Origin of the sequence: Pseudomonas versuta, from assembly GCF_001294575.1 — a bacterium.
Lineage (GTDB): Bacteria > Pseudomonadota > Gammaproteobacteria > Pseudomonadales > Pseudomonadaceae > Aquipseudomonas > Aquipseudomonas versuta.
This window is the reverse complement of record NZ_CP012676.1, coordinates 147,758-173,149: the sequence shown is the minus strand read 5'-3', so window position 1 is coordinate 173,149 and position 25,392 is coordinate 147,758. Positions and strand designations below refer to the sequence as shown.

Here is a 25,392-nt window from a genome sequence, read left to right as displayed (position 1 = left end):
CACTCACTGATCAGCAGACCAGTACATCCGGGAAGCTTTCGGGCTCATCGCCCGCCACGGGTGACGCCGCATTGTACGCATCGATCAACTCCCGCGCGTATTGCGCCTGATCATCGGCCACCGTCAAACCCAGCAACCCGAGGGCCGGCAACTCGCCGGTCCCCCCAACCAGATCACGCCCGTCGAGCCGGGCCTCAACACCTTCGCTGGCAAGCATGCCCAGCAATAGCTCGGCTTCCATCAGATTCTGCGGCTCGTAGATGCGTCGCATGGTGGTCACCCGTCACTCGTTCTCGCTGCGTACATCAAGCATCCATTCATGACCGTCGGTTTGAAGATGGAACACAATCGGCCGGCAACACACAGGGCAATCTTCAACATAGGTCTGATCACCACCCGAGAGGTCGAGCACGGCTTCTGCCTGCTCACCGCAATAAGGGCAATCGTAGTGTTCAGTCTCAAGCATCGCGGTCTCCAGAGTGACTTGTGCGTATAATCGCCGTCTATTTGCAGGGCTATTATTTTTGTCCTGCCCTGTGTACTAACCCTAGCCGTTTCCAACAAGAGAGCATGATGGGCGAATTCGATACCATCCGACCTTACGACGACGCCGAAGTCCCAGCAGTGCTGGCCCGGCTGCTCGGCGACAAGGCGTTTCTAGATATCCTGACCCACTTTCGCTTTCCGCGCCTGGCCGGCGCTTTCGGCTGGCTGCTAAAACCCCTTATAGCGCATCGCCTGCGTAAAGAGTTCGCGAGCGTTACTTCTGTCGCCACCTTGCAGGACAAGGTCGAAGTCTATGTCGACCGAACCATCGAGCATGCGACCGATGGCGTGACCTACACCGGTGTCGAACAGTTGAAGGCCGGCAACGCCTACCTGTTTCTGGCCAACCACCGCGATATCGTGATGGACCCGGCCTTCGTCAACTATGCGGTTTACCACGCGGGCCTGCCTACGCCGCGGATCGCCATTGGCGACAACCTGCTGCAAAAACCCTTTGTCAGCGATCTGATGCGCCTCAACAAGAGCTTCATCGTGCATCGCTCCATCACCGGGCGCCGTGAAAAGCTGGCGGCGTATCAATTGCTGTCGGCCTACATCAACCATTCAATCCGCAACGACTGCCAGTCGATCTGGATTGCACAGGCTGAAGGCCGCGCCAAGGACGGTGATGACCGTACTGATTCGGCCATCCTCAAAATGTTCCACATGAGTCGCAAAAACGAACCGTTCGCCGAGGTCATTCAGTCGCTGAACCTGACCCCGGTATCCATCAGTTACGAATACGACCCCTGTGACCAGGCCAAGGCTCGCGAGCTGTATATCCGCGCCACCACGGGCACTTACAGCAAAGCACCGGGCGAAGACGACACCAGCATTGCCAACGGCATTACCGGCTACAAGGGCCGGGTGCACGTGAACTTTGCGGCGCCGATTACCGAGCCGTTCGAGGACAGCAAATTGCTGGCTACCGAAATGGACCGGCATATTCTGAGCGGCTACCGGCTGTTCCCCGCCCATTACCTGGCGTATGCGCAATGGGCCGAAGCCGACCCGCAATTGCAGGTCCCGCCGGCCGCGCAAGTGTTCCCGGCAGAGGAGCTGGCAAAGGCCCAACAGGAATGGCAACGCCGCCTGGACGCCTGCCCGGCAGAGCACCGCCCGTATCTGGTGCTGCAGTATGCGATGCCGGTGCGCAATCAGTATCGGGTCAAGGCCGGGCTGCCTCTGTAACCCCCCCACCTTTGTGTAGGGACGAGCTTGCTCGCGAGATTTTAAAAGCTTGCGCCTGCAGGCAGGGGTAATTTGCGCTGTCACCGTATCGTCATGTTGAGAGGCCACTCTGTGGCCCCTCGACACCGACACGGAGCCTGTCATGTTGCACGCAGAAAACCAGGACCGCCTCTACCTCATCGCCCCCAGCGACGAGCAGCAGGCATTGATCGAAGGTCTGGCATTTAACGTTCAGGACCACCACTGGCTGGTCTACTGCGCGTTAAGCGGCCACACTCATGCCGACTTGCCCGAACTGGATTTGCTCACCGGCGTCAGTCGCCTTGAGCTGTATGCCGAAGCCGCTTAAAGCCTTCGCGCATAAAAAAGCCCGAACTCACAGAGTTCGGGCTTTTTGTTTTACCGCCATTACTCGCCGAGCAGACGACCAATAGTCGGGTCTTTAAACACTCGGGTCAGGGCATCACTGAGTACATCACTCACCAGCTTGGTGTTGGTTTCCTGATTGGGAGCCATGCCAAAGCGCTGATCCAGCGACGCGCCGTAACGGCCACTGTAAGTACGGCCGCCATTCTTCACATCAGAACGGAATGTCGCGCCGATGGTAGCCTCGGTGACGTACATGGTGTCCTTGGGCGATTGATATTTCAGTTCGGCCAGGGTGACGGTCAGGGTTGGCGCATTCATCGCATTGGACGTAGGCGTGTAGCCCAGCAAACGCACAGCGGCTTCAGCCTGTGCTTGCAGCTTGGGGATCACATCAGCACTGCTGACACTGATTGCGCTGGTCTCAGGGTACATGCCGCCCCGGGTGCCCAGCGTTGGCCCCGGACGACCGTCCACCACACGCACCACCACCGGCTGACCACGACCCACTGGCGCCAGTTGTGCGGTCAGCTTGGGTTGCGGGCTGAGTTGTTGCGGACTGTGGGCACAGCCGACCAGAGTCAAACTGGTCACAGTAATCAAACCGAACAACAGGCGTTGCAACATGCTCATCTCTCCAGGACTGGGTAAAACAGGTCGCCAGTATAGCGGTGCTCTGCGCTCGCTAACTAGCCGCTTGCTGTCACCCCCTTGTCATGGCCTGGACATGGCGCTGTCACCTCGACCAGATAGGGTTTGCCTTACTCACTCCAGAGGTGCCCGCCCATGAACAGGCTATGGTCATTGCTCGGTTTTACTGCCCCGCATCGCAGCTTCGCCCGACTGGACAGCGCGGGTCGCTGCCAGGCATTCAAGCAATGCCAACAACCACCCGTCGGCGATAGCTGGGTCGAAATCAAAGAAATCCGCCTTAACTGGTTACACCAGGTACTACCCGCCAGCGCCCGTATCCCCACGCGTGCAACGCATTCGGCGGTGCAACCGTTGTTAGGACTTTGACTGGCGAACCAATAAAAGTCATTTAACAGGATCAATTGCCCGCGTTTCTTCGTTACAATCTCCCCCCGATTATAAGGACGTCTCCTGATCGGGCCTCGCAGCACCGCTAATGCGCTTGTATTAGCTCCCCGGCACCGCCCACAGAGAGTCGCCCACACAGATCATGTGAAGCTGGCGAGCTTGCTGTTCTCTGCGTAAACCACCGCCTTCACCCGATCTGCCAGAGCTGCCATTGGCCGGCCACTGCTTTTTTCCCGTTATGCCGTTTGCGGCATGCCATTCACGGGTCAGATGCCGGCTTGCGGCAGCCCTTTTTTGAGGTTCACGTCTTCAAAAGAGCGTGAAAAAAAAACGGGTTTCACAACTTCACAAGAGTGTGGCGAGCAAATGAAAAGTTTTGCGTCTGAACATGCACCATTAGCGTCTGAAACAGTCCCACCAAGCAGGACAGTCGCGAGCTACTGCGCACACGACTGAAAGCCTGTCCGCTTACGGATTTGGTTGCACAAACGGACGCTCTAGACCTTAAGTCGAATTGCCTCCCGGGTACTGAAATGCGTTCATATGAACCCTGAAGGCCCTGGTCGGAGCGTGCGCTGAAGCTGCAAGAAATTGCGAAGAATCGGACATGGCGATCCTGGCCATGAGTGACCCGAGGCCCTGACTCAAACATGCCTCGGAACACCTGGCAGCTATGCCGTCAATTTGGTGCCGTAGATTTTGGAGACGCGTTAATGGCGCATAACGAAGCAGTCGACGTAGTACTGGTTGGAGCGGGCATCATGAGTGCCACCCTCGCCGTACTGCTCAAAGAGCTCGACCCCGGCCTGAAGCTGGAAGTTGTTGAGCAGATGGACTCGGGTGCCGCGGAAAGTTCCAACCCGTGGAACAACGCAGGCACCGGTCACGCTGGCCTTTGTGAATTGAACTACACGCCCCAGGCGGCAGATGGTTCGATCGATATCAAAAAGGCTGTGCACATCAATGCCCAGTTCGAGGTATCGAAGCAGTTTTGGGCCTATCTGGCGCAAAAAGGGACCTTCGGCTCATGCAAATCCTTTATTAGCCCGGTGCCTCACCTGAGCTATGTCGAAGGCGAAAAAGGCGTATCCTTCCTGAAAAAACGTTTTGAAGTGCTGAGCAAGCACCATGCGTTTTCAGACATGGAATACACCGAAGACAAAGCCAAAATGGCCGAGTGGATGCCATTGATGATGCCGGGCCGCCCTGCGGACCAGGCCATTTCGGCGACCCGCGTGATGCACGGTACCGATGTCAACTTTGGTGCCCTGACCCAGCAACTGCTCAAACATTTGGGCAGCGCACCGGGCACGCAGATCAAGTACAGCAAAAAAGTAACCGGCCTCAAGCGCAATGGCACTGGCTGGACGGTGAGCATCAAGGACATCAACAGCGGTAACACCCGCCACATCGATGCAAAATTCGTGTTCCTGGGCGCCGGTGGCGCGGCATTGCCGTTGCTGCAGGCTTCCGGCATCGAAGAGAGCAAAGGCTACGGCGGTTTCCCGGTAAGCGGGCAGTGGTTGCGTTGCGATAACCCGCAAGTGGTCAAGCTGCACCAGGCCAAGGTTTACAGCCAGGCTGCAGTGGGCTCGCCACCGATGTCAGTGCCGCACCTGGACACCCGCGTTGTCGATGGCAAAAAGTCGTTGCTGTTCGGACCTTATGCCGGCTTCACCACCAAGTTCCTCAAGCACGGCTCATTCCTTGACCTGCCGATGTCGATTCGTCTGGGCAACATCGGGCCAATGCTCGCTGTCGCACGCGACAACATGGACCTGACCAAATACCTGGTCAGCGAAGTGCGCCAGTCGATGGAACAACGCCTGGAGTCACTGCGCCGTTTCTACCCGCAGGCCAAGGCCGAAGACTGGCGTCTTGAGGTTGCCGGGCAACGGGTTCAGATCATCAAGAAAGACCCGAAAAAGGGCGGCGTGCTGCAGTTCGGCACCGAGCTGGTTGCAGCCCGGGATGGCTCGCTGGCCGCTCTGCTGGGCGCGTCTCCGGGTGCTTCGGTAACCGTATCGATCATGCTCGACCTGATCGAACGCTGCTTCGCACAAAAGGCCACTGGCGAATGGGCGACCAAGCTCAAGGAAATATTCCCGGCACGGGAAAGCGTCCTCGAAACCGACGCTCAGCTGTACCGCGAAATCAGTACCCGCAACTCCGAGTTGCTGGAACTGATTGAGCCGAACACGGCTGGCACCAGCATCGCGTAACGTCTGCGCCTGAAAAAAAGCCCGTCCCCCTTTTGGGGGGACGGGCTTTTTTGTGGCTTCAACAATGCTTGGCACTTGTAGTCGCAGCCTCGTACCTCGCCAGCGACTACATTAACCGCGTGCGTTGTCGATAAGCTCAATGTAATCGGCGGCGTGGCGCTGATCCTTGATGATGTCTACAAACGTCTGACCGTGCTCATCCTTGCCATCCAGGTCGTATCCGGCTTCCTTGAAGAAGGTCAGGAAACGCTCGAAATCGTCGATGCGCAGACCGCGATAGGCTTTGATCAGTTTGTGCAGCGAGGGCGAAGTGGCATCCACGGGCTCGAAGTCCAGGAACAATTTGATCTGCTCATCGCCGATCTCATCACCAATCAACTGTTTCTTATCTTTACGCATGTCCGACTCCAGCCTGCTGATACTTCACGGGGCCCGCAGTTTACCCAAGGCTCAACGCGCGCGCACGCTGCCGGTGTGCAAGTCGGCCCAAACATGGCCATTGGCGTACGTCAAAAACTGGCAGTAGACCGTGTCGTTACGCAGCAAATCCATTACCACCCGGTATTGGGACAGCGGATAAGTAAGGGTCAGAGTCCGGGATTTACTGTCAAACGTGGGCTTTTTCAGGCTTTTGCTTTCACCATCAAACGAAATCAGGACCTGGCGCACGGTGGCCCCCTGGCTCATCGGCTTGCCTTTCAAGCGCACCAATAAAGGCGAAGTCACCGGGATCGGCTGCTGATTGGACTGGCGCTGACTGCCCACCACCACGGAATACGAGGTCACCATCATCAACTGCTGTTGCTCGGGCTGTTCGGCACGAAGCTGAAGGTCATCGGCTGGCAGAAACTGGGCATGCAAAGGGGGAGTAACGGCGGGTGCCGCAACCACGGGCAAGCTGGCCAGCATCAGGCTCAGCGCGGCACAGCGAAGAAAAAGACTCATGTCGGGCTCCAGAACGCGGGGAGCCGCACTTTAGCATGCTGGCGCAGCGGGAGACGCTCAGCGCCTCCCGGCCGACCCTCTAGCGGGCTATCAGCTGCCCTTCCTGAATCCGCACATGCCGTGGATGGAACCGCGCCAGGCTGCTGCGATGCCCCACGCTGACAATGCTCAGGCCCGGCAATTGATCGATCAGGGCTTGATACAGCATGGCTTCATCCTCCTCATCCATCGCCGAGGTCGACTCATCCATATAGAGCCATTGCGGGCGATACAGCAGCACCCGGGCAAAGGCCAGCCGCTGTTGCTCGCCCCCGGACAGCAGACGCTGCCAGTGATTGACCTCGTCCAGTTTGGGGATCAGATGCTCCAGGCGGCAGGTACGCAGCACTTGTTCATAACGCTCGGCCGGATAGGTATCGCCGGTCTGTGGATAACTCAGCGCGTCACGCAAAGTACCTATCGGCAAGTAAGGTTTCTGCGGCAAAAACAGCGCACGCTCCTGCGGCAGGCGGATCACCCCGCTGCCTTGCGGCCAAAGCCCGCCCATTGCACGCAGCAAGGTACTTTTACCGCTGCCGGAACGACCGCTGAGCATCAATCGCTCACCCGGGGCCACTTGCAGGCTGGCGTCATGCAGCAAATGGCGGCCATCGGCCAGGTCCAGGCTCAGGTCGTCAATCTTCAAGGCTTGCCCCTGGGCCTGTAGATCAATTGCAGGCGGACGCTGCTCATTGTCGGTCATGGCCTGCCGGAAACTCAGCAGACGGTCACAGGTGGCGCGCCATGCCGCCAGGGTCACATAGGCGTCGATAAACCAGCTGAAATTCTCTTGCACGTTGCCGAAGGCCGAGTTGATTTGCATCAGCTCACCCAGCTCGATTTTCCCGGCGAAGTAGCGCGGTGCCGCAACGATAAATGGAAAGATAATGGCGATTTGCGAGTAGCCCGCGGTGAAGAACGTCAGGCGTTTTTGCACCTTCATCTGGGTCCAGAAATTCTGCCAGACTTTATTGAAACGGGTGCTCAGGCGCTCATGCTCGCTGGATTCGCCGTTATACAGGGCAATACTCTCGGCGTTTTCACGTACCCGAACCATCGAGAAACGCAGGTCAGCCTCGAAGCGTTGTTGTTGGTTGTTCAGGCCAATCAGGCGTCGACCGATCAAGTGCGCCAACCAGCTGCCGACGGCGGCATACAGCAGTGCACACCAGAACATGTAGCCGGGAATAGTGATGCCGAACACTTCGATGCTGCCGGAAACGCCCCACAAAATAATCGAGAACGAAACCAGGCTGACCACTGTACGGATCAGACCCAACCCCAAGGTCAGAGTGCTGTCGGTGAACGAGTTGAGGTCTTCACTGATTCGTTGGTCAGGGTTGTCGGTGTAACCGCCCTGCTCCAGCTGGTAATAATTTTTGTGCGCCAGCCAGCGCGCAAAATGCTGCTCGGTCAGCCAGCGGCGCCAGCGAATGGTCAGCATCTGGGTCAGATACAGCCGGTATACCGCGCCGACAATCCCCACCGCGGCAATGATTCCGAAGTAGCCGATCAGGCTCCAGAACGCTGCGCCGTCCTTTTTTTCCAGCGCGTTATAGAAGTCCTTGTACCAGTGGTTGATCCACACTGAAATGCCCACGCTGACCAGCGACAAGGCAATCACCGCGATCAGCAACAGCCAGGCTTTGGCCCGCTCTTCACTGCGCCAGTAGGGTGTTATAAGGCCCCAGACCCGAGGTATGAAATCTCCACGCACAGCATCATTCACTACAGAAGCCTCAGCGTTCTGATTCATCGTTCAGCCTCGGTTGGAGTAAAGAGCACTCTGCAGACCGGTCAGGACAACCGGCCTGTAACGTTTTGACACGTCTTGATACAGGTTAGGGGCTGTAGCCGTTTCGTTGCAAGCCGCAACGCAATGGCTACAGCTCCTGTTCAGCGTCGCACCGGACGCTTCTGCAATTTGCGCTGCAACGTGCGTCGGTGCATGCCCAGGGCACGGGCCGTAGCGGAGATGTTGCCTTCATGCTCGCCCAGTACGCGCTGGATGTGTTCCCACTGCAAACGGTCAACCGACATCGGATTGTCCGGAACCAGGGTTTCGAGGTCGGCATGCTGGGAGAGCAAGGCCGCCAGCACGTCGTCAGCATCGGCCGGCTTGCACAGATAATTGCAGGCACCGCGCTTGATCGCTTCGACCGCGGTAGCGATGCTGGAGTAACCGGTGAGGATCACCACCCGCATTTCCGGATCGAGTTCAAGCAGCTTGGGCAGCAATACCAGCCCGGAGTCACCCTCCATTTTCAGATCCAGCGCCGCATAATCAGGCAGGTCCTGCTGCGCCAGGATCAGTCCTTCTTCCGCGGAGCCTGCAGTGCTGACGCGAAAGCCGCGGCGGGCCATGGCCCGTGCCATGACGCGGGTAAACGTAGCGTCGTCATCCACCAGCAACAAATGCGGCAGTTCTTCGCCTTCGACCTGAATTTCTTCACTCATTTTCGTTTCCTCGGGCGACACGCGGCAGGCGCAGCTCGGTGAGCGTGCCGCCATCCTCATGACTGTAGAGTTTTACCGAGCCGCCGGCGCGTGTAACGCTGGCTTTGCTCAAGAATAGGCCCAGGCCGAAGCCTTTGCCCTTGGTGGTAAAAAAAGGTTTGCCGATTTGCTCGGCGATGGCCAACGGTACACCCGGCCCGTGATCGCGAATACTGATAGTCAAATCCACGGCGTCCCAGTCCAGGCAAACCTCAAGCCCTTCGGGGCAGGCATCCGCTGCATTGTTCAACAGATTGAGCAGGGCCTGGGTCAGATCGGGAGGCGGTGCCAGACGCGGGACCGGAGCGTGCCCGAGGCATTGAAAACGATAGGTCGCCTCAGGGCGCATCAAGTGCCAGCGGTTCAACGCCTCGTTCAGCCAGTCGGTTACCTCCTGCTCTTCAATGGCCAGACGACGATTGGCCTCGGCGGCCCGGACCAACTGCTGCAAAGTCTCTTTACACAGTTTGACCTGGTCCTGCAGCACACTCAGGTCGTCCTGCAACTCGGGGTCCAGGTGGTCGCGGCGCATCTCTTTAAGCAACACACTCATGGTCGACAAAGGCGTACCCAGCTCATGGGCCGCACCGGCCGCCTGGGTGGCAACTGCAAGCAATTGCTGGTCGCGCAGGCCTTCTTCGCGGCGCAGGGCCCGCAGTTCTTCCTGACGACGCAGCTCATGGGCCATTTTCGTGGCAAAAAAAGTAATCACTGCCGCCGACAACGCAAAGCTCAGCCACATGCCGTAAATCTGCAGCTTTTCACGGAAGAAGGCCCCCGCATCCAGCGGATAGGACTGCATCATCAACAGGGTATACAGCGTCAGCGCAATGCCCGAAAGCACCACGGAAAAGCGCCAGGGCAGCGTCACCGCCGCAATCGTCAGAGGCACCAGATAGTACGAGACAAACGGGTTGGTCGACCCCCCCGAGAAATACAGCAATGCGCTGTGGATAAACAGGTCGCACGCCAGCTGCAATGCGTATTCCAGCTCTGTCACCGGCCAAGTGGTACGCAGCCGGATAGCCGTGAACGCACACAGCAGCATGGAAAAACCGAGCGTGACACACAGCTGAAACCATGGCAGCGGCAACAGATCGAACGCGTAGGCAATACCGACTGAACCTGCCTGAGCGGCCAGGACCAGAGTGCGGATAAGGGTAAGACGCCAGAGGTTCTGGCGTGTTGCTGACAATAACTGTACGGGGGCGAGCATGAGCTCTCCTGGTGAGCGCTGCAGGCGGATCGCCGGGAGTATAACCAAGCAGGCGGCCTGACAGACAGAAGTGCGGCAATGGGCCACAGTGTATTTTTCAGAAATACGGCTAGCGGACCACTCACCCTAGGAGCCAGCTCTTCTCTTTTACGCAAAGGCTCGCGATCAAGCTCGCTCCCACAGGGGCAGGAAGATGTATTGAAAATGTAACTGGGCGAACTGATGGCCACTCTTTACAGTCTTATGGGTCTTACGCAGCTGACCCGCCAGGCCTGCGTTCCCCATCCAAGGAGCCTTTATGTCAACTTTCCAGCCCACTGCTGCCCTTTTGACCCTCAGCATCGGCGCACTAGCCAGCCTGCCGGCTCTGGCTGAAGAAGTTCATTACAATCAGATCTCCTTACGCGCCGAGGCCAGCCAGGAAGTACCCCGCGACCTGATGATCGTGACGCTGTACACCGAGGCACAGAACACCGACTCGGCCAAGCTGGCCGCAGAAATCACCACTGCGATGAACACCGCCATTGGCCAGGCCAAGCAAGTCAAGGATGTGACATTGCGCCAGGGCAACCGTAACAGCTACCCCATCTACGACAATAAGACCCAGAAGATCACCGGCTGGCGCGAACGCGCTGAACTGCGCCTGGAAAGCACTGACTTTGCTGCACTTTCCAAGCTGACCGGCGACCTGATGCAAACCCTGAAAATGGGCAACATGCAGTTCACCGTCGCTAACGCCACTCGTAAATCCAGTGAAGATGCACTGCTCAAAGATGCCGTAAACGCATTCAAGGCACGCGCCCAACTGGCGACCGAGGCACTGGGCGGCAAGGGTTACAAGATCGTCAACCTGAACCTCAACACCAACGGCTACCCGCAACCCTTCATGCGCAGTGCAATGATGATGAAAGCGGGCGCCCCGGCGATGGATGCGGCGCCGACACCCGACGTCGAAGCCGGCACCAGCGAAGTCAGCATGAGCGCCGACGGTGTGATCGAAGTTCAGATGCAGTAAGCCGCCCACGCCCCACCCAAAGCCCTTGCAGCGCTCATGCCTCAAGGGCTTTTTTGTGTCTGGGGCAATGGCCCGTTGAAACATTCGAATGAAGATAAGGACATCGCCTACACACTCAATCGCCACCAGCTGACATCTATTGCCCCCAAGAGTCTAGATAAGTAACACCCCGCCCCATATCAGTGCAGAGCGGTGTGACGAATGTCGCATACATGTAACTAATTGAGTCGAACACCGGGACGCAAACGATCAAATGCGTCATAACTTATAGATTAGCGACATTCTTGTACGATCGTTCCACGTTTTGCCCGTTAGGCTGCCAACGCATATTGCATTGGGTATGGGCTGTGCATAAGTATCGCCGGGTCGGCCCATAAGGCCGCCCTCAAACCAAAAATGACAAAAATCATGAGGTCACCATGTTCAAACACGCGGTCATTCCGTTTTTAGTGGGCGCCAGCCTGCTGGCCAGTGCACCTTTTGCCCAGGCGGCGACCAATCTGGTGTTTTGCTCCGAAGGCAGCCCGGCCGGTTTTGACCCTGGCCAGTACACCACTGGTACTGACTTCGATGCATCGGCCGAAACAATCTACAACCGGCTGAGCCAGTTCGAACGTGGAGGTACCAACGTTGAGCCCGGCCTGGCAACCAGCTGGGACATTTCGCCGGACAACCTGACCTACACCTTCCATCTGCGCGACGGGGTCAAGTTTCACACCACCCCTTACTTCAAGCCGACTCGCGACTTCAATGCCGACGACGTGCTCTTCACCTTCAACCGCATGCTCGACAAGGACATGCCGTTCCGTAAGGCCTACCCGACCGAATTCCCTTATTTCACCGACATGGGCATGGATAAAAACATCGCCAAGGTGGAAAAAATCGATGACAAGACCGTCAAGTTCACCCTGAACACGGTCGATGCTGCGTTTATCCAGAACATGGCGATGCACTTTGCATCCATAGAGTCTGCCGAGTACGCCGACAAGCTGCTCAAGGAAGGCAAGCCTTCCGATATCAATCAAAAGCCGATCGGTACCGGGCCTTTTGTATTCAAGAGCTACCAGAAAGACTCCAACATCCGCTACACCGGGAACAAGGAATACTGGAAGCCTGAAGACGTCAAAATCGACAACCTGATCTTCGCCATCACCACTGACCCGTCAGTGCGCATTCAAAAACTGAAAAAGAACGAATGCCAGGTCACTATTTACCCGCGACCGGCTGACCTCGCGGCACTCAAAGCCGACAAAGACCTGCAGATGCCCGAAAAGCCGGGGTTCAACGTCGGCTATATCGCTTACAACGTCATGGACAAGATCAAGGGCAGCAACGAACCCAACCCGATGGCCCAGCTCAAGGTGCGACAAGCACTGGACATGGCGGTAAACAAACAGCAAATCATTGATTCGGTGTATCAGGGGGCGGGGCAATTGGCGGTAAACGCAATGCCACCCACCCAGTGGTCTTATGACGACACGATCAAGGACGCGCCCTACAACCCAGATAAAGCCAAAGAGCTGCTCAAGGAAGCAGGCATCAAGGAAGGCACCGAGATCACCCTTTGGGCCATGCCGGTTCAACGCCCCTACAACCCCAATGCCAAGCTGATGGCTGAAATGCTGCAGTCGGACTGGGGCAAGATCGGTATCAAGGCCAAGATCATGACCTACGAATGGGGCGAGTACATCAAGCGCTCCAAAGGCGGGGAAAACGGAGCAATGCTGATTGGCTGGAGCGGTGATAACGGTGACCCGGACAACTGGCTCGGCACGCTGTTTGGCTGTGATGCCATTGAAGGCAACAACTTCTCCAAGTGGTGCAATCCAGAGTTCGACAAGCTGATCAAGACTGCCAAGGCCACCACCGACGTGGCTGAACGCACCAAGCTGTACAAACAGGCGCAACACCTGCTCAAAGAGCAGGTGCCGATGACACCTATCGCACACTCGACGGTGTACCAACCGATGCGCAGTACTGTCCAGGACTTCAAAATCAGCCCCCTTGGCCTGACGTCCTTCTACGGCGTAGGCATCAGCGAGTAAAAGCACTGGCGAGTGCGGCCTGCACGGCGCACTCGCGTGTCTGCCAGGACAATGGAAACCCCCCTTATCTAAAAGCCACTGCGTACTGAAGCAGAGGCTATAGGACGTCGAGACGTTTCCTACAAGATTGTCAGGCCTGACGCATTTACGCCTGAACGCCGACACCCTAACGTCGACGTACAGCGTGTGTATTGCCCAGGTTGCAGCTCTCTGGCTCAAGCTACCGAACCACTGAACCGTCCCGCCCAAGGCGCGCGTTCAGGGACCGAAAACAAGAAAAAGGATTGGGAACGCCATGCGCAACCCATTAGTTTTATCTGTGCTATTGAGTGCCGGCGTACTTGCCGGCAGCCCGCTTGCGAACGCCGCCAACAGCCTGGTGTTCTGCTCCGAAGGCAGCCCGGCCGGTTTTGACACCGCGCAGTACACCACCGCCACCGATAACGACGCGGCCGAACCCATTTACAACCGTCTTGCCGAGTTTGAAAAAGGTGGCACCGCTGCCGGTCCGGCACTGGCCACCCGCTGGGACATTTCCGAAGACGGTCTGACCTACACTTTCCATCTGCGCGACGGGGTCAAGTTCCACACCACCAAATGGTTCACCCCGACCCGTGACTTCAATGCCGATGACGTGCTGTTCACCTTCAACCGCATGCTCAGCGCCGACCATCCATTTCGTAAGGCTTACCCGACCGAGTTCCCGTATTTCACCGGGATGAGCCTGGACAAGAACATCGCCAGTGTCGAGAAAACCGATCCAATGACCGTGGTCATGAAGCTCAACTCGGTGGATGCGGCATTCATTCAAAACCTGGCCATGAGCTTTGCCTCGATCCTGTCGGCCGAATACGCCGAGCAGTTGCTCAAGAGCGGCAAGCCCAGCGATATCAACCAGAAACCTGTCGGCACCGGGCCGTACGTGTTCCAGCGTTATCAAAAAGACTCGAACATCCGTTACGCCGCCAACAAGGATTACTGGAAACCGGACCAGGTCAAACTCGACAACCTGATTTTCTCGATCAACGTCGATGCTTCTGCGCGCATGCAAAAGCTGCGTAAAAACGAGTGTCAGGTTTCGCTGAGCCCCCGTCCTGCCGACATCGCCGGCCTCAAGGCCGACCCAAAATTGCAGGTTATTGAAAAGCCCGGTTTCAACCTCGGCTACATCGCCTACAACGTGCAACACAAACCTTTCGACCAGCTGCAAGTGCGTCAAGCGCTGGACATGGCGGTCAACAAGGACGCCATCCTCAAGGCGGTCTATCAGGGCGCAGGGCAAAAAGCGGTCAACGCCATGCCGCCGACCCAGTGGTCCTATGACGAGACCATCGTCGACGCGCCCTACAACCCCGAAAAAGCCAAAGAGCTTCTCAAGGCCGCCGGGGTCAAGGAAGGCACCGAAATCACCCTGTGGGCCATGCCGGTCCAGCGTCCGTACAACCCGAACGCCAAACTCATGGCTGAAATGCTGCAGGCCGACTGGGGCAAGATCGGGTTCAAGGTCAAGATCGTCAGCTATGAATGGGGCGAGTACATCAAGCGCACCAAAAATGGCGAGCATGACATCAGCCTGATTGGCTGGACCGGCGACAACGGTGACCCGGACAACTGGCTTGGCACCCTTTACAGCTGCGATGCCATTGGCGGCAACAACTACTCCATGTGGTGCAACAAGGAGTACGACACCCTGGTCAAGAACGCCAAGATCGTCACCGATCGCGACCAGCGAACAGTGCTCTATAAACAAGCCCAGCAGTTGATCAAGCAACAGGTACCCATGACTCCGATTGCGCACTCGACGGTCAACCAGCCGCTCAGCGCCAAGGTCGAAGGTTTCAAGGTCAGCCCGTTTGGTCGCAACGCCTTCTCGGGCGTGAGTCTCAACGACTAGCAACTCCAATTCGCACACTCTCGGCAGGCCACCTCCTGTGGCCCGCCGAAGTGTTGCCAATCGTGCGTCATGCAAACGTTTGCAAGCTTCAAAATGAGCCAAAACAGCCGATTCAAAGAAAAAAGAACGGCAATAAAAAAAGAAACCAAGGAGCCTCAACCATGAAACTAACAAGCAGCGCATTGCTGGCCTTGTCCATCAGCAGCCTTACGGCGATGGCAAATGCCGAAGAGTTCATTGCGACCCAATTGAAATCAGGTGCCAGCGCTCAAAGCGAAACCAAAGGTTTCGTCGAAGAACAGACACTGGGCGGTACTACCCGCAACTGGTACGCCAACGAGCTCAAACGCCGTAGTGATCGCTTCACCTACAACGACCACGGCACCCGGGAAACCACTCCGCGCCGGATCAACTGGGTGCAGGGCAGCATCCTCGACTACAAGTCGGGTTTCACCGAGGGCACCATCGGCTTCAGCACTCAGGTCGCCGCTTACAACGCCATCGCGCTGGATCGGGACGTCAAGGATATTGCCGGGCCAAACAACCGCACTCTGACCCGCAGCAATGGCGATGCGGTCGGCCAGTGGAGCAAGCTGGGCCTGGCCAACATCAGCGCACGCATCTCCAACACCACGCTGACCGCGGGTCGACAGAACTTCAGCAGCCCGACCATCGATGTGATCGGTAACCGTGCATTGCCTTCCAGCTTCCAGGGGGTGGCATTGCACAGTGAAGAGTTCAATAACCTGTCCTTCGACGCCGGCTCCTTCGATCGCGTATCTCCACGTACCGAACAAAGCCTGAGCAAATTTCGCAGTGAATACGGCGCAACCGGGGTAGAAACCGACCGCGCCAGCGTGGCCGGCCTTAACTACCAGCCGTTCAAAAATCTGAAAACCACGTTGTATGCCACCCATGTCGAAGACTTCTGGAACCAGTACTACTTCGGGGCCGTACACGACATCGGTGACAACGCAGTATTGGGACTGAACACCAACCTCAACTACTACAAGACCCTCGACACCGGCAGCAAAGCCCTGGGCAACATCAACAACGACGCTTACAGCCTGGCCTTCGCCCTGACCCACCAGGCACATACCCTGTCGTTGTCATTCCAGCAAATCGTCGGTGACGAGTACTTCGACTACCTGCATGAAACCAACGGTATCTACCTGGCCAACTCCTTGCTTTCGGACTTCAACGGCCCGAACGAGAAGTCGCTGCAACTGGCTTACAGCATCAATATGGCGCAGTACGGCATCCCGGGTCTGAAGTTCAATGCCTACCACGCTCGTGGCTGGGACATTGACGGCACGAACTACAAGGGCACCGCCTATGACGTCAAGAACATGAATGGCGAAACCCACTACGAGTACAGCGTTGGCACGTCCTATGCAGTCCAGAGCGGGCCACTCAAGGCCACTGCGATCCGCGCGTCGTATACCACTCACCGCGCCAGCAAAAACCAGTCTGACGGCAACATCAACGAGTTCCGCCTGGTCACAACCATTCCATTCAACATCCTTTAATCACCCGATTAAAAAATAAAGGCTGCGGCTGATCCTGACATCAGCCGTAGCCCTCAAGCTGGCTCAACCGATTGGAGAAGGGTTGCTATGAAAAAACGTCCACTACGCACCGCTCTTGCCGTGGCACTGCTCAGTACAGCGGTCAGCGTTTCGGCCAAAAACCTGGTGGTCTGCACCGAAGCCAGCCCTGAAGGGTTTGATATCGTTCAATACACCACAGCCGTGACAGCCGACGCCTCTGCCGAAACCGTGCTCAACCGCCTGGTAGACTTCGCCCCCGGAACCACCGATGTTGAACCGGCCCTGGCCGAACGCTGGGACATCAGCCCCGACGGGCTCGAGTACACCTTCTACCTGCGCCCTGGCGTGAAGTTTCACAGCACCGACTATTTCAAACCGACCCGCACCCTCAATGCCGATGATGTGCTCTGGAGCATTCAGCGCCAGCTGGACCCGAATCACCCGTGGCATAAACTTTCGCTGGTCGGCTACCCCTACTTTGAAAGCATGGGCTTTAAAGACCTGCTCAAAAGCGTCGAAAAAGTTGACGACATGACCGTCAAGATCACCCTCAACCACGCTGAATCGCCGTTTTTGCGCGACATTGCCATGCCGTTCAACTCGATCTACTCCGCCGAATACGCCGATCAGTTGCTCAAGGCCGGCAAGACCGCCGAGCTGAACAGCAAACCGATTGGTACCGGGCCGTTCATTTTCGTGCGCTACAACAAGGACGCACAGGTGCGCTTCAAGGCCAACCCGGATTACTTTCGCGGCAAGCCGCCCAGCGATGTACTGATCTTCGCCGTCACCACCGACAGCAACGTGCGCCTGCAGAAACTCAAGGCCAACGAGTGCCAGATCGCGCTTTACCCCAAGCCCGACGAGGTCAAGAACATCCGCAAGGACCCGAACCTCAAGGTGGATGAGCTGGCGGCACTCATGACCAGTTACATTGCCATGAACTCCAGTCACAAATACCTGAGCGATGTACGGGTACGCAAAGCCATAGACTTGGCCTTCGACAAACAGACCTACCTCAACACCGTGCACGGTGAAGGCAACGCTTTGATTGCGGTTAACCCCTACCCGCCGACCATGCTTGGCTTCAACAAGGACGTGCAAAACCCGCCCCGGGACCTGGACAAGGCCCGTGCACTGCTCAAGGAAGCCGGTGTTCCGGAAGGTACGGTACTCACCCTCTTCACTCGCAATGGCGGCGGTCCGACCAACCCCAACCCGATGCTCGGAGCCCAGCTGCTACAGTCCGACCTGCAGAAGATCGGGATCAAACTCGACATCCGGGTCATGGAATGGGGCGAAATGCTTAAGCGCGCAAAAAGTGGCGAACATGATCTGGTCTCCACCGGATGGGGCGGCGACAACGGTGATCCGGACAATTTCCTGACCCCGCTGCTCAGTTGCGAAGCGGCCAAAAACGGCGAGAACTACGCCCGCTGGTGCAGCAAGGACTTCGAAGATCTGATCACCCGGGCACGCAATATCACTGAACCCGCCGAGCGGGCTGCACTCTATGAGCAGGCACAGGTGATTTTCCATCAGGATCAACCCTGGATTAACGTGGTACACCCTATGCTCTTTGCCGCCATGCGCAAAAACGTCGAGGGCTACACCCTTAGCCCCCTGACCAACAACAACTTCGCCACCACCCAGGTGAAGTAGAACAATAAAACACCCGCCAGTGCTCACCCGGGCTCTGGCGGACCTGCCTAACCGGCTGATGAGGTACACCACACGATGTTTAGTTTTATTGCCCGCCGAGTGGGGTTGTTGATACCCACTTTCTTCGGCATCACCTTGCTGACCTTTGCCCTGATTCGCATGATCCCGGGCGATCCGGTCGAAGTCATGATGGGTGAACGTCGGGTTGACCCTGAGATGCACGCCCAGGCCATGGAACGCCTTGGCCTGAACAAACCGCTCTATGAGCAGTACTTTGACTACATCGGCAAGCTCGCCCACGGTGACCTGGGTGAGTCACTGAGAACCCGTGAAAGCGTATGGACCGAGTTCTCGGCGCTGTTCCCTGCCACCCTTGAACTGTCGATGGCCGCGCTGTTGTTCGCCGGCATCCTCGGGCTTCTGGCGGGGGTCATTGCAGCACTCAAGCGAGGCTCGCTGTTTGACCACGGAGTGATGGGCATCTCCCTGGCGGGATATTCGATGCCGATCTTCTGGTGGGGCCTGATCCTGATCATGTTCTTCTCGGTAACCCTGGGCTGGACCCCGGTTTCCGGGCGCATCGACTTGCTGTACGACATTGAGCCCAGAACCGGCTTCATGCTGATCGACACCTTGCTCAGCGACGAGCCAGAAGCCTTCTGGGACGCGCTGCACCACATGATTCTGCCGGCCATTGTGCTCGGCACCATTCCATTGGCCGTGATCGCCCGGATGACCCGCTCATCCATGCTCGAAGTGCTGCGCGAAGATTACATCCGTACCGCCCGCGCCAAAGGCCTGTCGCCTGCTCGCGTGGTGTTCGTGCACGGCCTGCGCAATGCGCTGATCCCGGTACTGACCGTCGTGGGCCTGCAAGTCGGCACCCTGCTGGCCGGCGCTGTACTGACCGAAACCATCTTCTCCTGGCCCGGCATCGGCAAGTGGCTGATCGAAGCCATTGGCGCCCGGGACTATCCCGTGGTGCAAAACGGCATCCTGTTAATCGCCTGCCTGGTGATTCTGGTCAACTTCGTAGTGGACATCCTCTACGGCTTTGCCAACCCACGCATTCGCCACCAGCGCTGAGATCCTGACCATGAGCACATCTACCAACGCTACCGAAGTGGATCAAAGCCTGCTTTATCCCTCGCCTTACAAAGAGTTCTGGCACGCCTTCTCCAGGAACAAGGGGGCCGTTGCCGGCCTGATGTTCATGTGCCTGATTGTGTTTTGCGCCCTGTTTGCCCCGTGGGTCGCACCCCATAACCCGAGCGAACAATACCGCGACTTCCTGCTGACCCCGCCGGTGTGGCTAGAAGGCGGTCAATGGCAGTTTCTGCTGGGCACCGACGAACTGGGCCGTGACCTGCTGTCACGCCTGATCGAAGGTTCGCGGCTGTCGCTGCTGATCGGCCTGTCCTCGGTGGTCATTTCCCTGATCCCGGGTGTGATTCTGGGCCTGTTTGCCGGATTCTTCCCGCGCATCCTCGGCCCGGGCATCATGCGCCTGATGGACATCATGCTGGCCCTGCCGTCCTTGCTGCTGGCAGTGGCGATCGTCGCCATCCTTGGCCCTGGCCTGATCAATACCGTCATCGCCATTGCCGTGGTTTCGTTGCCCTCCTATGTGCGTCTGACCCGTGCTGCAGTGATGGGCGAACTGAACCGCGACTACGTGACCGCTGCCCGCCTGGCCGGTGCCAGCTTGCCGCGCCTGATGTTCGTCACTGTTTTGCCCAACTGCATGGCCCCCCTGATCGTTCAGGCCACCCTGAGCTTTTCCTCGGCGATTCTCGACGCTGCGGCACTGGGCTTCCTGGGGTTGGGCGTACAACCGCCAACACCCGAATGGGGCACCATGCTGGCCTCGGCCCGGGACTATATCGAACGCGCCTGGTGGGTCGTCAGCCTGCCCGGTTTGACCATTTTGCTCAGCGTGCTGGCAATCAACTTGATGGGCGACGGTCTGCGCGATGCGCTGGACCCGAAACTCAAGAACGCCGCCTGAGGAGATTCGCATGTCACTTTTAGAAATCAAGAATCTCAATGTCCGTTTTGGCGACGCCAAGGCTGTTCCCGTGGTCGACGGTTTGAGCCTGTCTGTGGATAAAGGCGAAGTCCTGGCCATAGTCGGCGAATCAGGTTCCGGTAAATCCGTGACCATGATGGCGCTGATGGGCCTGATCGAGCACCCCGGCATCGTCACCGCCGACGCGCTGAACTTCGACGGTAAAAATATGCTGACCCTGAGCCCCCGTCAGCGTCGCCAAATCGTCGGCAAGGACATGGCCATGGTCTTCCAGGACCCGATGACCGCACTCAACCCCAGCTACACCGTGGGCTTCCAGATCGAAGAAGTCCTGCGCCTGCACCTGAAGATGTCGAAAAAAGAGGCGCGTAAACGCGCTATCGAGCTGCTGGAGAAGGTCGAAATCCCTGGCGCTGCCAGCCGCATGGAAGCCTACCCGCACCAACTGTCGGGCGGTATGAGCCAGCGCGTAGCCATCGCCATGGCGATTGCCGGCGAACCGAAACTGCTGATCGCCGATGAGCCGACCACCGCGCTGGACGTGACTATTCAAGCCCAGATCATGGATTTGCTGCTTAATCTGCAACGCGAACAGAACATGGGCTTGGTACTGATCACCCACGACCTGGCCGTAGTGGCCGAAACTGCGCAACGCGTGTGCGTGATGTATGCAGGCCAGGCAGTCGAAGTTGGCAACGTGCCGGGGCTGTTTGACGTGCCGGCGCACCCTTACAGCGAAGCCCTGCTGGCTGCGATCCCGGAGCACAGCATGGGTGCTGCCCGCCTGGCGACCTTGCCCGGTATCGTCCCTGGGCGTTACGACCGCCCGCAAGGCTGCCTGCTGTCGCCGCGCTGCCCGTATGTGCAAGACACTTGCCGCCAGCAACGTCCCGCGCTGGAGCCCAGGGCTCACAGCCAGGTGCGCTGCTTCTTCCCCTTGAACCAGGAGGTGGCGTAATGACTGTCGTTCTTACCGCCCGTGACCTTACCCGTCACTACGAAGTGTCCCGTGGCATGTTCAAAGGCCACGCCCTGGTGCGCGCACTCAACGGCGTATCGTTTGAACTGGAAGCGGGCAAAACCCTCGCGGTGGTTGGCGAGTCGGGCTGCGGCAAGTCAACCCTGGCGCGCGCACTGACCCTGATCGAAGAGCCGTCTTCAGGCTCATTGAAAATCGCCGGTCAGGAAGTCACCGGGGCCAACAAGGCTGAACGCAAGCAATTGCGTAAAGACGTACAGATGGTGTTCCAGAGCCCTTACGCCTCGCTCAACCCACGGCAAAAAGTCGGTGATCAGCTGGCCGAGCCGTTACTGATCAATACCACCCTGAGCGCCAGCGAACGCCGCGATAAGGTGCAGGCGATGATGAAGCAAGTGGGTTTGCGCCCTGAGCACTACCATCGCTACCCGCACATGTTCTCGGGCGGCCAGCGCCAGCGGATCGCGCTTGCGCGCGCCATGATGCTGCAACCCAAAGTGCTGGTGGCCGACGAGCCGACCTCTGCGCTCGACGTCTCGATTCAGGCGCAGGTACTCAACCTGTTCATGGATTTGCAGCAAGAGTTCAACACCGCCTACGTGTTCATCTCGCACAACCTGGCCGTGGTACGGCATGTCGCCGATCAGGTATTGGTGATGTATCTCGGTCGACCGGTAGAAATGGGGCCCAAGGAAGAGATCTACACTCGCCCGTTGCACCCCTACACCCAGGCGCTGCTGTCGGCCACCCCGACCATCCACCCGGACCCGAACAAGCCGAAAATCAAAATCGTCGGTGAACTGCCCAACCCGCTGAACCCGCCTTCAGGCTGCGCCTTCCACAAGCGCTGCCCCTATGCGACCGATCTGTGCAGCACTGAAGAACCTGCCCTGCGCCTGCTGGACAACCGCCAGGTTGCCTGCCATCACGCGGAGCAGTTCTTGAGCGTTTAACACCAGCAAACAACCTGTGGGAGCCGGGGCAACCTTATCGCTGGCAAGCCAGCTCCCACGGGCTATGTAACATCCAACACATAACCCTGTAAGAGCGAGCTTGCTCGCGAGCTTCTCAAGAATGCAGCGCTCGATAAAAAGCTCGCTCCTACATCATGTCACCGCGTCCCCGGGACGGGGTGCAGGGACAAAGCCAGATTCTGACTGTCAGGTCTGGCTATCCCCATCGTCGCCTTCATCACCGTTGTCGCCGTTGCCACCGCCATCTGCGCCGCCGTCGCCGTCGCCGTCCGTTTGATCATCATCCCCCGAGGTACCGCCCTGCCCCTGATCACCAGGCTCCGAATCTGACTTGTAAATGGCATGCACCACCGGGCCAGCAACGCCCGTGGCTGAAACCCCAGCTCCAGAAAGGTTCAGTGGATTGCTTGCCCAAGCGGCTGAAGCACTCACCGTCAGCAAGACCAATACTTTGAGCAACAATACTATGCGTTGAAAAAGTCTCATTGCGCATTCCACCCTGTAGTAGGTTAAGACTCATTGCCCGGCCATTTTTCTGCGCCCGACTGCTTTAAAACCTAGTCCGCATAAGCTCATTTATCCAGAAAATCGCCCGGCAAACCGCCGCAGTGATAGATCTATTTGCACTAATTACAGGCACCATCAGGCTATTCAAGTTTCCAGATCCGGCGCACACCTGAACCTTCGGCAGGATCTGCGCCAGCACGCAAATCCCCACATAAGCATAAATTTCCATTTTCGGAGAAACACACCGGAACAGTGCCTGCAAATACCATTAACTATCAAAGTTTTTAAACGTGCAAGCGCGCCTAATAATTCGTCATGACCATTGATACAAATAAACACGATGTAAAAGAGACTTTCTCTACTGAGACGCCAATAGCCATGCAGGCGCCCTGAAGTAAGACAAGCTTTCATTTTTTGCGAGTCCGTGTCAGAGGCCCTAGATCATGATTGCTTATGAAATTTTCCTGGAGCCAATCAAATAGAAACGCTCGCTGCAGTAACGGGCATTACCGTTCCGCCCATGCAGAGCACTGCCCGGGAAAACTCCGAACAAATCCTCAGATGTGAAGAAATACACCTTTACACCTGACCCGAGCCACGCATGAGCCAGATGAGTTTTTCCGACGTTGAATCGCCGACAAGTGCAAGCGATGACACTAACCCGAGTGCTGGCCAAGGACTAATTACACAGCCCGGCGAAGATTCGTTTTACAGGGGAACTTTGTTCAGGAAATAAATTTCATTAATAAAATTTGTATAGCCACAGTGTTTGAAAAGGCGGACATGTTAGCCATCCGTGGATGGAGACTGTTATTTGACCGTTCGTGTGTAATCTCTATCCTCCTGTCTTTGTAGACACACTACATACAAGGTGCGGTTGCTGCGTCAAGGGGCAGTATTTGAGATACTGCTGGAACGTCTTGCAAGGAAGACTTTATAAGTCTGCAAGCTTGGTTGAACAAGTCTGTGCGCTCTCAAAAACTCAACAATTGAGCGCCAATATCACTTACCCCCAGGATGACACACTATGAATGAAGTCAATACAACAGAAGTAAAAGCCTCCAATTGGAATCAGCTATCTTACTTTAAGGTGTTTGTTCACAATGATTCCTCCGTGCAACACCGGAAGTATCCGCTTCTCAATAATGGTAACCAACAAGTACTTGTAACTGTCCGTTTGGTGGCAAAGGACGCGTCCGGTAATTTCACAACTATCCCGCAAGCGGACCTTGATAAGATCAGGTTGATTGACTACGGCACTTCTGATGAAATTTACTTTGGCTCTGAGCTCAAGTCCTGGAGTACTTCGCGTACCAACCTGGGCTATACGTGGGATCGACAATTTCTTGACTCGATCCGTAGCTTGCGAGTGGAACAGCCCCAGTTGTTTGAGACCGCTGGAAATGAGCCGTGTATCGTCGAGCAGGAGGACCTGAATACCTCGCCGCCGACCAATGAACAGATGCAAGAATTATCGCCACTCACGCCAGAGGAACAAGCCACTCATGCCCCTGGAGACTATCAGACTGTCCAGTTTTACCTGCGAACGACGGCTACTCTCGAGCGTCGTATTGCCGCACGTATCATTAACAGCGACGGTACGGAATTCCGCAGCAACTACAGTGAGGTAGAGAATGACAATGGTGAAGGTGATAAACTCGGTAAATTCAACTCATCCTTTGAGATCGAGCCCCTGATTTTTCCACGCCTGCCTTCAGAAAATTACGGTGATCGACTTTCCAATGGCTATCTGAAAGATACGTTTATCGGCGAAGGGCGGTTTGTCAACTATTTTCGTGCGGCTGAACATCATGTGAATATTCGAATGCCTAGTGGGCGCACCGTTGCTATTAAAACCATGCTCAATTACAACTCACATAACGGGGTGGTTTGGGCGACGCGGGGTCCTGGCGCATCTAAATGCACGTATACCTATTTTGGGCTGCCCGGTAGCCAAACGGCTAGATATGGGACACCCTTTTATGTTGGAGTCATGAATAGCGGTATTGGGGCAAGGTCACACGAAGAATGGTTACAGTATTTGGCCGGTACATTCGGTCTTGCAAATAAAATCAAGCACCCTCGTTCGGGGGAATTAGTCATTGGCCAGTTGGTTTACGCACATACTTTTCTCAATTACACTAATGTCAACTTGGTGAAAGAGGTACCTAACAGACCTAGCTTCGATTTTAGCGTAATGGATATTTATGGTACTCAGCACAATCTTCGCGTTTCGTTGACTGTAGAATTGGGCAACCTGATATTGGATAAGCGCTAATTTTTCAGTGCGTTGAGCATTTCGATTAATATGAGCCGCTCTAATATGCTCAGCACCCAACGTACGTAAGCAATGGGTATGCACACCATCAAGCCCTGGGTAACCGGGGCTTTTCGATCAAGAAACAAAACCCACTTCAGCCTAACAACCGGACACCCCTGCATAGAACTCTTACCGTGTCTTCCAGCTAAGGCGTTTACGTGGGCGTAACTTAATCAACACGACCACCCGATTTATATCGGCAACGGTCAGCTTGCTGAAGTTGCTGCCCTTGGGGAAGTACTGGCTTGGCAGGCCGCAGCACGCATACGGGTCAGCAATTTACACCTGACAATAACTGTTATGCGCGATGCGTTTATAACCGGCAAACTCTTACTAAAACTTTCGGCAAAGCAAA

General features: G+C 56.7%; 23 protein-coding genes and 1 pseudogene. 14 read left to right on the top strand and 10 right to left on the bottom strand.

Annotated elements, in window-relative coordinates:
• Positions 1–10: 10 nt before the first annotated feature.
• A complete protein-coding gene (locus AOC04_RS00795) occupies positions 11–271 on the bottom strand; it encodes a putative signal transducing protein (protein ID WP_060696832.1) in 261 nt (86 codons plus the stop codon).
• Positions 272–283: 12 nt separating this feature from the next.
• On the bottom strand, positions 284–466 hold the full coding sequence (locus AOC04_RS00790) for a CPXCG motif-containing cysteine-rich protein (protein ID WP_060690723.1): 183 nt from the start codon (positions 464–466) through the stop codon (positions 284–286).
• A gap of 104 nt (positions 467–570) precedes the next feature.
• On the opposite strand from AOC04_RS00790, the gene AOC04_RS00785 reads away from it, so the two are divergent.
• A complete protein-coding gene (locus AOC04_RS00785; RefSeq protein WP_060690722.1) occupies positions 571–1,737 on the top strand; it encodes a 1-acyl-sn-glycerol-3-phosphate acyltransferase in 1,167 nt (388 codons plus the stop codon).
• Between the two features lie 142 nt (positions 1,738–1,879).
• Positions 1,880–2,086, top strand: coding sequence for a hypothetical protein (locus tag AOC04_RS00780; protein ID WP_048359204.1), 207 nt, complete (start codon positions 1,880–1,882; stop codon positions 2,084–2,086).
• Positions 2,087–2,145: 59 nt separating this feature from the next.
• On the opposite strand, the gene AOC04_RS00775 is transcribed toward AOC04_RS00780, so the two are convergent.
• Complete coding sequence (locus tag AOC04_RS00775; RefSeq protein ID WP_060690721.1) at positions 2,146–2,730, bottom strand: YajG family lipoprotein; 585 nt, start codon at positions 2,728–2,730, stop codon at positions 2,146–2,148.
• 159 nt (positions 2,731–2,889) lie between these two features.
• On the opposite strand from AOC04_RS00775, the gene AOC04_RS23220 reads away from it, so the two are divergent.
• Both AOC04_RS23220 and mqo read left to right on the top strand, forming a co-directional pair.
• The gene (locus AOC04_RS23220; RefSeq protein ID WP_073509490.1) at positions 2,890–3,123 is read left to right on the top strand and encodes a hypothetical protein; all 234 of its coding nucleotides are present in this window, start codon (positions 2,890–2,892) and stop codon (positions 3,121–3,123) included.
• A 734-nt stretch (positions 3,124–3,857) separates the two neighbouring features.
• Complete coding sequence (gene mqo / locus AOC04_RS00770) at positions 3,858–5,366, top strand: malate dehydrogenase (quinone) (protein WP_060690720.1); 1,509 nt, start codon at positions 3,858–3,860, stop codon at positions 5,364–5,366.
• A 111-nt stretch (positions 5,367–5,477) separates the two neighbouring features.
• Here mqo and AOC04_RS00765 read toward each other — a convergent pair whose 3' ends face one another.
• The 5 genes from AOC04_RS00765 to AOC04_RS00745 all read right to left on the bottom strand — a co-directional run bounded on the left by AOC04_RS00765 (position 5,478) and on the right by AOC04_RS00745 (position 10,062).
• Positions 5,478–5,765 (bottom strand): PA4642 family protein, encoded by a 288-nt coding sequence (locus AOC04_RS00765; protein ID WP_060690719.1) that lies wholly within the window; start codon positions 5,763–5,765, stop codon positions 5,478–5,480.
• A 51-nt stretch (positions 5,766–5,816) separates the two neighbouring features.
• Positions 5,817–6,311 carry a hypothetical protein gene (locus tag AOC04_RS00760; protein ID WP_060690718.1) on the bottom strand — a complete coding sequence of 165 codons (495 nt, stop codon included), beginning with the start codon at positions 6,309–6,311 and terminating at the stop codon, positions 5,817–5,819.
• Between the two features lie 79 nt (positions 6,312–6,390).
• Positions 6,391–8,106 carry an ABC transporter ATP-binding protein/permease gene (locus tag AOC04_RS00755; RefSeq protein ID WP_060690717.1) on the bottom strand — a complete coding sequence of 572 codons (1,716 nt, stop codon included), beginning with the start codon at positions 8,104–8,106 and terminating at the stop codon, positions 6,391–6,393.
• A gap of 140 nt (positions 8,107–8,246) precedes the next feature.
• Positions 8,247–8,807, bottom strand: coding sequence for a response regulator transcription factor (locus AOC04_RS00750; RefSeq protein WP_060690716.1), 561 nt, complete (start codon positions 8,805–8,807; stop codon positions 8,247–8,249).
• The gene (locus AOC04_RS00745; RefSeq protein WP_060690715.1) at positions 8,800–10,062 is read right to left on the bottom strand and encodes an ATP-binding protein; all 1,263 of its coding nucleotides are present in this window, start codon (positions 10,060–10,062) and stop codon (positions 8,800–8,802) included. Before AOC04_RS00745 ends, AOC04_RS00750 begins: the two co-directional genes overlap by 8 nt.
• A gap of 298 nt (positions 10,063–10,360) precedes the next feature.
• Between AOC04_RS00745 and AOC04_RS00740 the strand changes: the two genes are divergently transcribed.
• The 9 genes from AOC04_RS00740 (at position 10,361) to AOC04_RS00700 (ending at position 22,189) form a co-directional block, all read left to right on the top strand.
• The gene (locus tag AOC04_RS00740) at positions 10,361–11,077 is read left to right on the top strand and encodes an SIMPL domain-containing protein (RefSeq protein WP_060690714.1); all 717 of its coding nucleotides are present in this window, start codon (positions 10,361–10,363) and stop codon (positions 11,075–11,077) included.
• 419 nt (positions 11,078–11,496) lie between these two features.
• The gene (locus tag AOC04_RS00735) at positions 11,497–13,122 is read left to right on the top strand and encodes an ABC transporter substrate-binding protein (protein WP_060690713.1); all 1,626 of its coding nucleotides are present in this window, start codon (positions 11,497–11,499) and stop codon (positions 13,120–13,122) included.
• Between the two features lie 295 nt (positions 13,123–13,417).
• A complete protein-coding gene (locus tag AOC04_RS00730) occupies positions 13,418–15,016 on the top strand; it encodes an ABC transporter substrate-binding protein (RefSeq protein ID WP_060690712.1) in 1,599 nt (532 codons plus the stop codon).
• 161 nt (positions 15,017–15,177) lie between these two features.
• On the top strand, positions 15,178–16,545 hold the full coding sequence (locus tag AOC04_RS00725) for an OprD family porin (RefSeq protein WP_060690711.1): 1,368 nt from the start codon (positions 15,178–15,180) through the stop codon (positions 16,543–16,545).
• An 87-nt stretch (positions 16,546–16,632) separates the two neighbouring features.
• The gene (locus AOC04_RS00720) at positions 16,633–18,228 is read left to right on the top strand and encodes an ABC transporter substrate-binding protein (RefSeq protein WP_060690710.1); all 1,596 of its coding nucleotides are present in this window, start codon (positions 16,633–16,635) and stop codon (positions 18,226–18,228) included.
• A gap of 75 nt (positions 18,229–18,303) precedes the next feature.
• Positions 18,304–19,314 carry an ABC transporter permease subunit gene (locus tag AOC04_RS00715; RefSeq protein WP_003443789.1) on the top strand — a complete coding sequence of 337 codons (1,011 nt, stop codon included), beginning with the start codon at positions 18,304–18,306 and terminating at the stop codon, positions 19,312–19,314.
• A gap of 10 nt (positions 19,315–19,324) precedes the next feature.
• Positions 19,325–20,236: an ABC transporter permease subunit gene (locus tag AOC04_RS00710; RefSeq protein WP_003443791.1), complete on the top strand. Its 912-nt coding sequence runs from the start codon at positions 19,325–19,327 to the stop codon at positions 20,234–20,236.
• A 10-nt stretch (positions 20,237–20,246) separates the two neighbouring features.
• Positions 20,247–21,215: an ABC transporter ATP-binding protein gene (locus AOC04_RS00705; protein WP_060690709.1), complete on the top strand. Its 969-nt coding sequence runs from the start codon at positions 20,247–20,249 to the stop codon at positions 21,213–21,215.
• Positions 21,215–22,189, top strand: a complete 975-nt coding sequence (locus AOC04_RS00700) for a peptide ABC transporter ATP-binding protein (RefSeq protein WP_060690708.1) — start codon at positions 21,215–21,217, stop codon at positions 22,187–22,189. The genes AOC04_RS00705 and AOC04_RS00700 overlap by 1 nt, the downstream gene beginning before the upstream one ends.
• A 207-nt stretch (positions 22,190–22,396) precedes the next feature.
• On the opposite strand, the gene AOC04_RS00695 is transcribed toward AOC04_RS00700, so the two are convergent.
• Positions 22,397–22,696, bottom strand: a complete 300-nt coding sequence (locus AOC04_RS00695; protein ID WP_060690707.1) for a hypothetical protein — start codon at positions 22,694–22,696, stop codon at positions 22,397–22,399.
• 1,048 nt (positions 22,697–23,744) lie between these two features.
• On the opposite strand from AOC04_RS00695, the gene AOC04_RS00690 reads away from it, so the two are divergent.
• Entirely contained in the window at positions 23,745–24,995 is a 1,251-nt protein-coding gene (locus AOC04_RS00690) for a hypothetical protein (RefSeq protein ID WP_060690706.1), read from the top strand.
• Between the two features lie 171 nt (positions 24,996–25,166).
• Here AOC04_RS00690 and AOC04_RS24060 read toward each other — a convergent pair.
• Positions 25,167–25,367 (bottom strand): annotated as a pseudogene (locus AOC04_RS24060) (IS30 family transposase); the annotation flags it as partial.
• Between the last annotated feature and the right edge of the window lie 25 nt (positions 25,368–25,392).

Excerpts from the sequence above, each read along its gene's own strand:
- AOC04_RS00795 (WP_060696832.1), bottom strand. The coding sequence starts at position 271 with ATGCGACGCATCTACGAGCCGCAGAATCTGATGGAAGCCGAGCTATTG.
- AOC04_RS00790 (WP_060690723.1), bottom strand. The coding sequence starts at position 466 with ATGCTTGAGACTGAACACTACGATTGCCCTTATTGCGGTGAGCAGGCA.
- AOC04_RS00785 (WP_060690722.1), top strand. The coding sequence starts at position 571 with ATGATGGGCGAATTCGATACCATCCGACCTTACGACGACGCCGAAGTC.
- AOC04_RS00780 (WP_048359204.1), top strand. The coding sequence starts at position 1,880 with ATGTTGCACGCAGAAAACCAGGACCGCCTCTACCTCATCGCCCCCAGC.
- AOC04_RS00775 (WP_060690721.1), bottom strand. The coding sequence starts at position 2,730 with ATGTTGCAACGCCTGTTGTTCGGTTTGATTACTGTGACCAGTTTGACT.
- AOC04_RS23220 (WP_073509490.1), top strand. The coding sequence starts at position 2,890 with ATGAACAGGCTATGGTCATTGCTCGGTTTTACTGCCCCGCATCGCAGC.
- mqo (WP_060690720.1), top strand. The coding sequence starts at position 3,858 with ATGGCGCATAACGAAGCAGTCGACGTAGTACTGGTTGGAGCGGGCATC.
- AOC04_RS00765 (WP_060690719.1), bottom strand. The coding sequence starts at position 5,765 with ATGCGTAAAGATAAGAAACAGTTGATTGGTGATGAGATCGGCGATGAG.
- AOC04_RS00760 (WP_060690718.1), bottom strand. The coding sequence starts at position 6,311 with ATGAGTCTTTTTCTTCGCTGTGCCGCGCTGAGCCTGATGCTGGCCAGC.
- AOC04_RS00755 (WP_060690717.1), bottom strand. The coding sequence starts at position 8,106 with ATGAATCAGAACGCTGAGGCTTCTGTAGTGAATGATGCTGTGCGTGGA.
- AOC04_RS00750 (WP_060690716.1), bottom strand. The coding sequence starts at position 8,807 with ATGAGTGAAGAAATTCAGGTCGAAGGCGAAGAACTGCCGCATTTGTTG.
- AOC04_RS00745 (WP_060690715.1), bottom strand. The coding sequence starts at position 10,062 with ATGCTCGCCCCCGTACAGTTATTGTCAGCAACACGCCAGAACCTCTGG.
- AOC04_RS00740 (WP_060690714.1), top strand. The coding sequence starts at position 10,361 with ATGTCAACTTTCCAGCCCACTGCTGCCCTTTTGACCCTCAGCATCGGC.
- AOC04_RS00735 (WP_060690713.1), top strand. The coding sequence starts at position 11,497 with ATGTTCAAACACGCGGTCATTCCGTTTTTAGTGGGCGCCAGCCTGCTG.
- AOC04_RS00730 (WP_060690712.1), top strand. The coding sequence starts at position 13,418 with ATGCGCAACCCATTAGTTTTATCTGTGCTATTGAGTGCCGGCGTACTT.
- AOC04_RS00725 (WP_060690711.1), top strand. The coding sequence starts at position 15,178 with ATGAAACTAACAAGCAGCGCATTGCTGGCCTTGTCCATCAGCAGCCTT.
- AOC04_RS00720 (WP_060690710.1), top strand. The coding sequence starts at position 16,633 with ATGAAAAAACGTCCACTACGCACCGCTCTTGCCGTGGCACTGCTCAGT.
- AOC04_RS00715 (WP_003443789.1), top strand. The coding sequence starts at position 18,304 with ATGTTTAGTTTTATTGCCCGCCGAGTGGGGTTGTTGATACCCACTTTC.
- AOC04_RS00710 (WP_003443791.1), top strand. The coding sequence starts at position 19,325 with ATGAGCACATCTACCAACGCTACCGAAGTGGATCAAAGCCTGCTTTAT.
- AOC04_RS00705 (WP_060690709.1), top strand. The coding sequence starts at position 20,247 with ATGTCACTTTTAGAAATCAAGAATCTCAATGTCCGTTTTGGCGACGCC.
- AOC04_RS00700 (WP_060690708.1), top strand. The coding sequence starts at position 21,215 with ATGACTGTCGTTCTTACCGCCCGTGACCTTACCCGTCACTACGAAGTG.
- AOC04_RS00695 (WP_060690707.1), bottom strand. The coding sequence starts at position 22,696 with ATGAGACTTTTTCAACGCATAGTATTGTTGCTCAAAGTATTGGTCTTG.
- AOC04_RS00690 (WP_060690706.1), top strand. The coding sequence starts at position 23,745 with ATGAATGAAGTCAATACAACAGAAGTAAAAGCCTCCAATTGGAATCAG.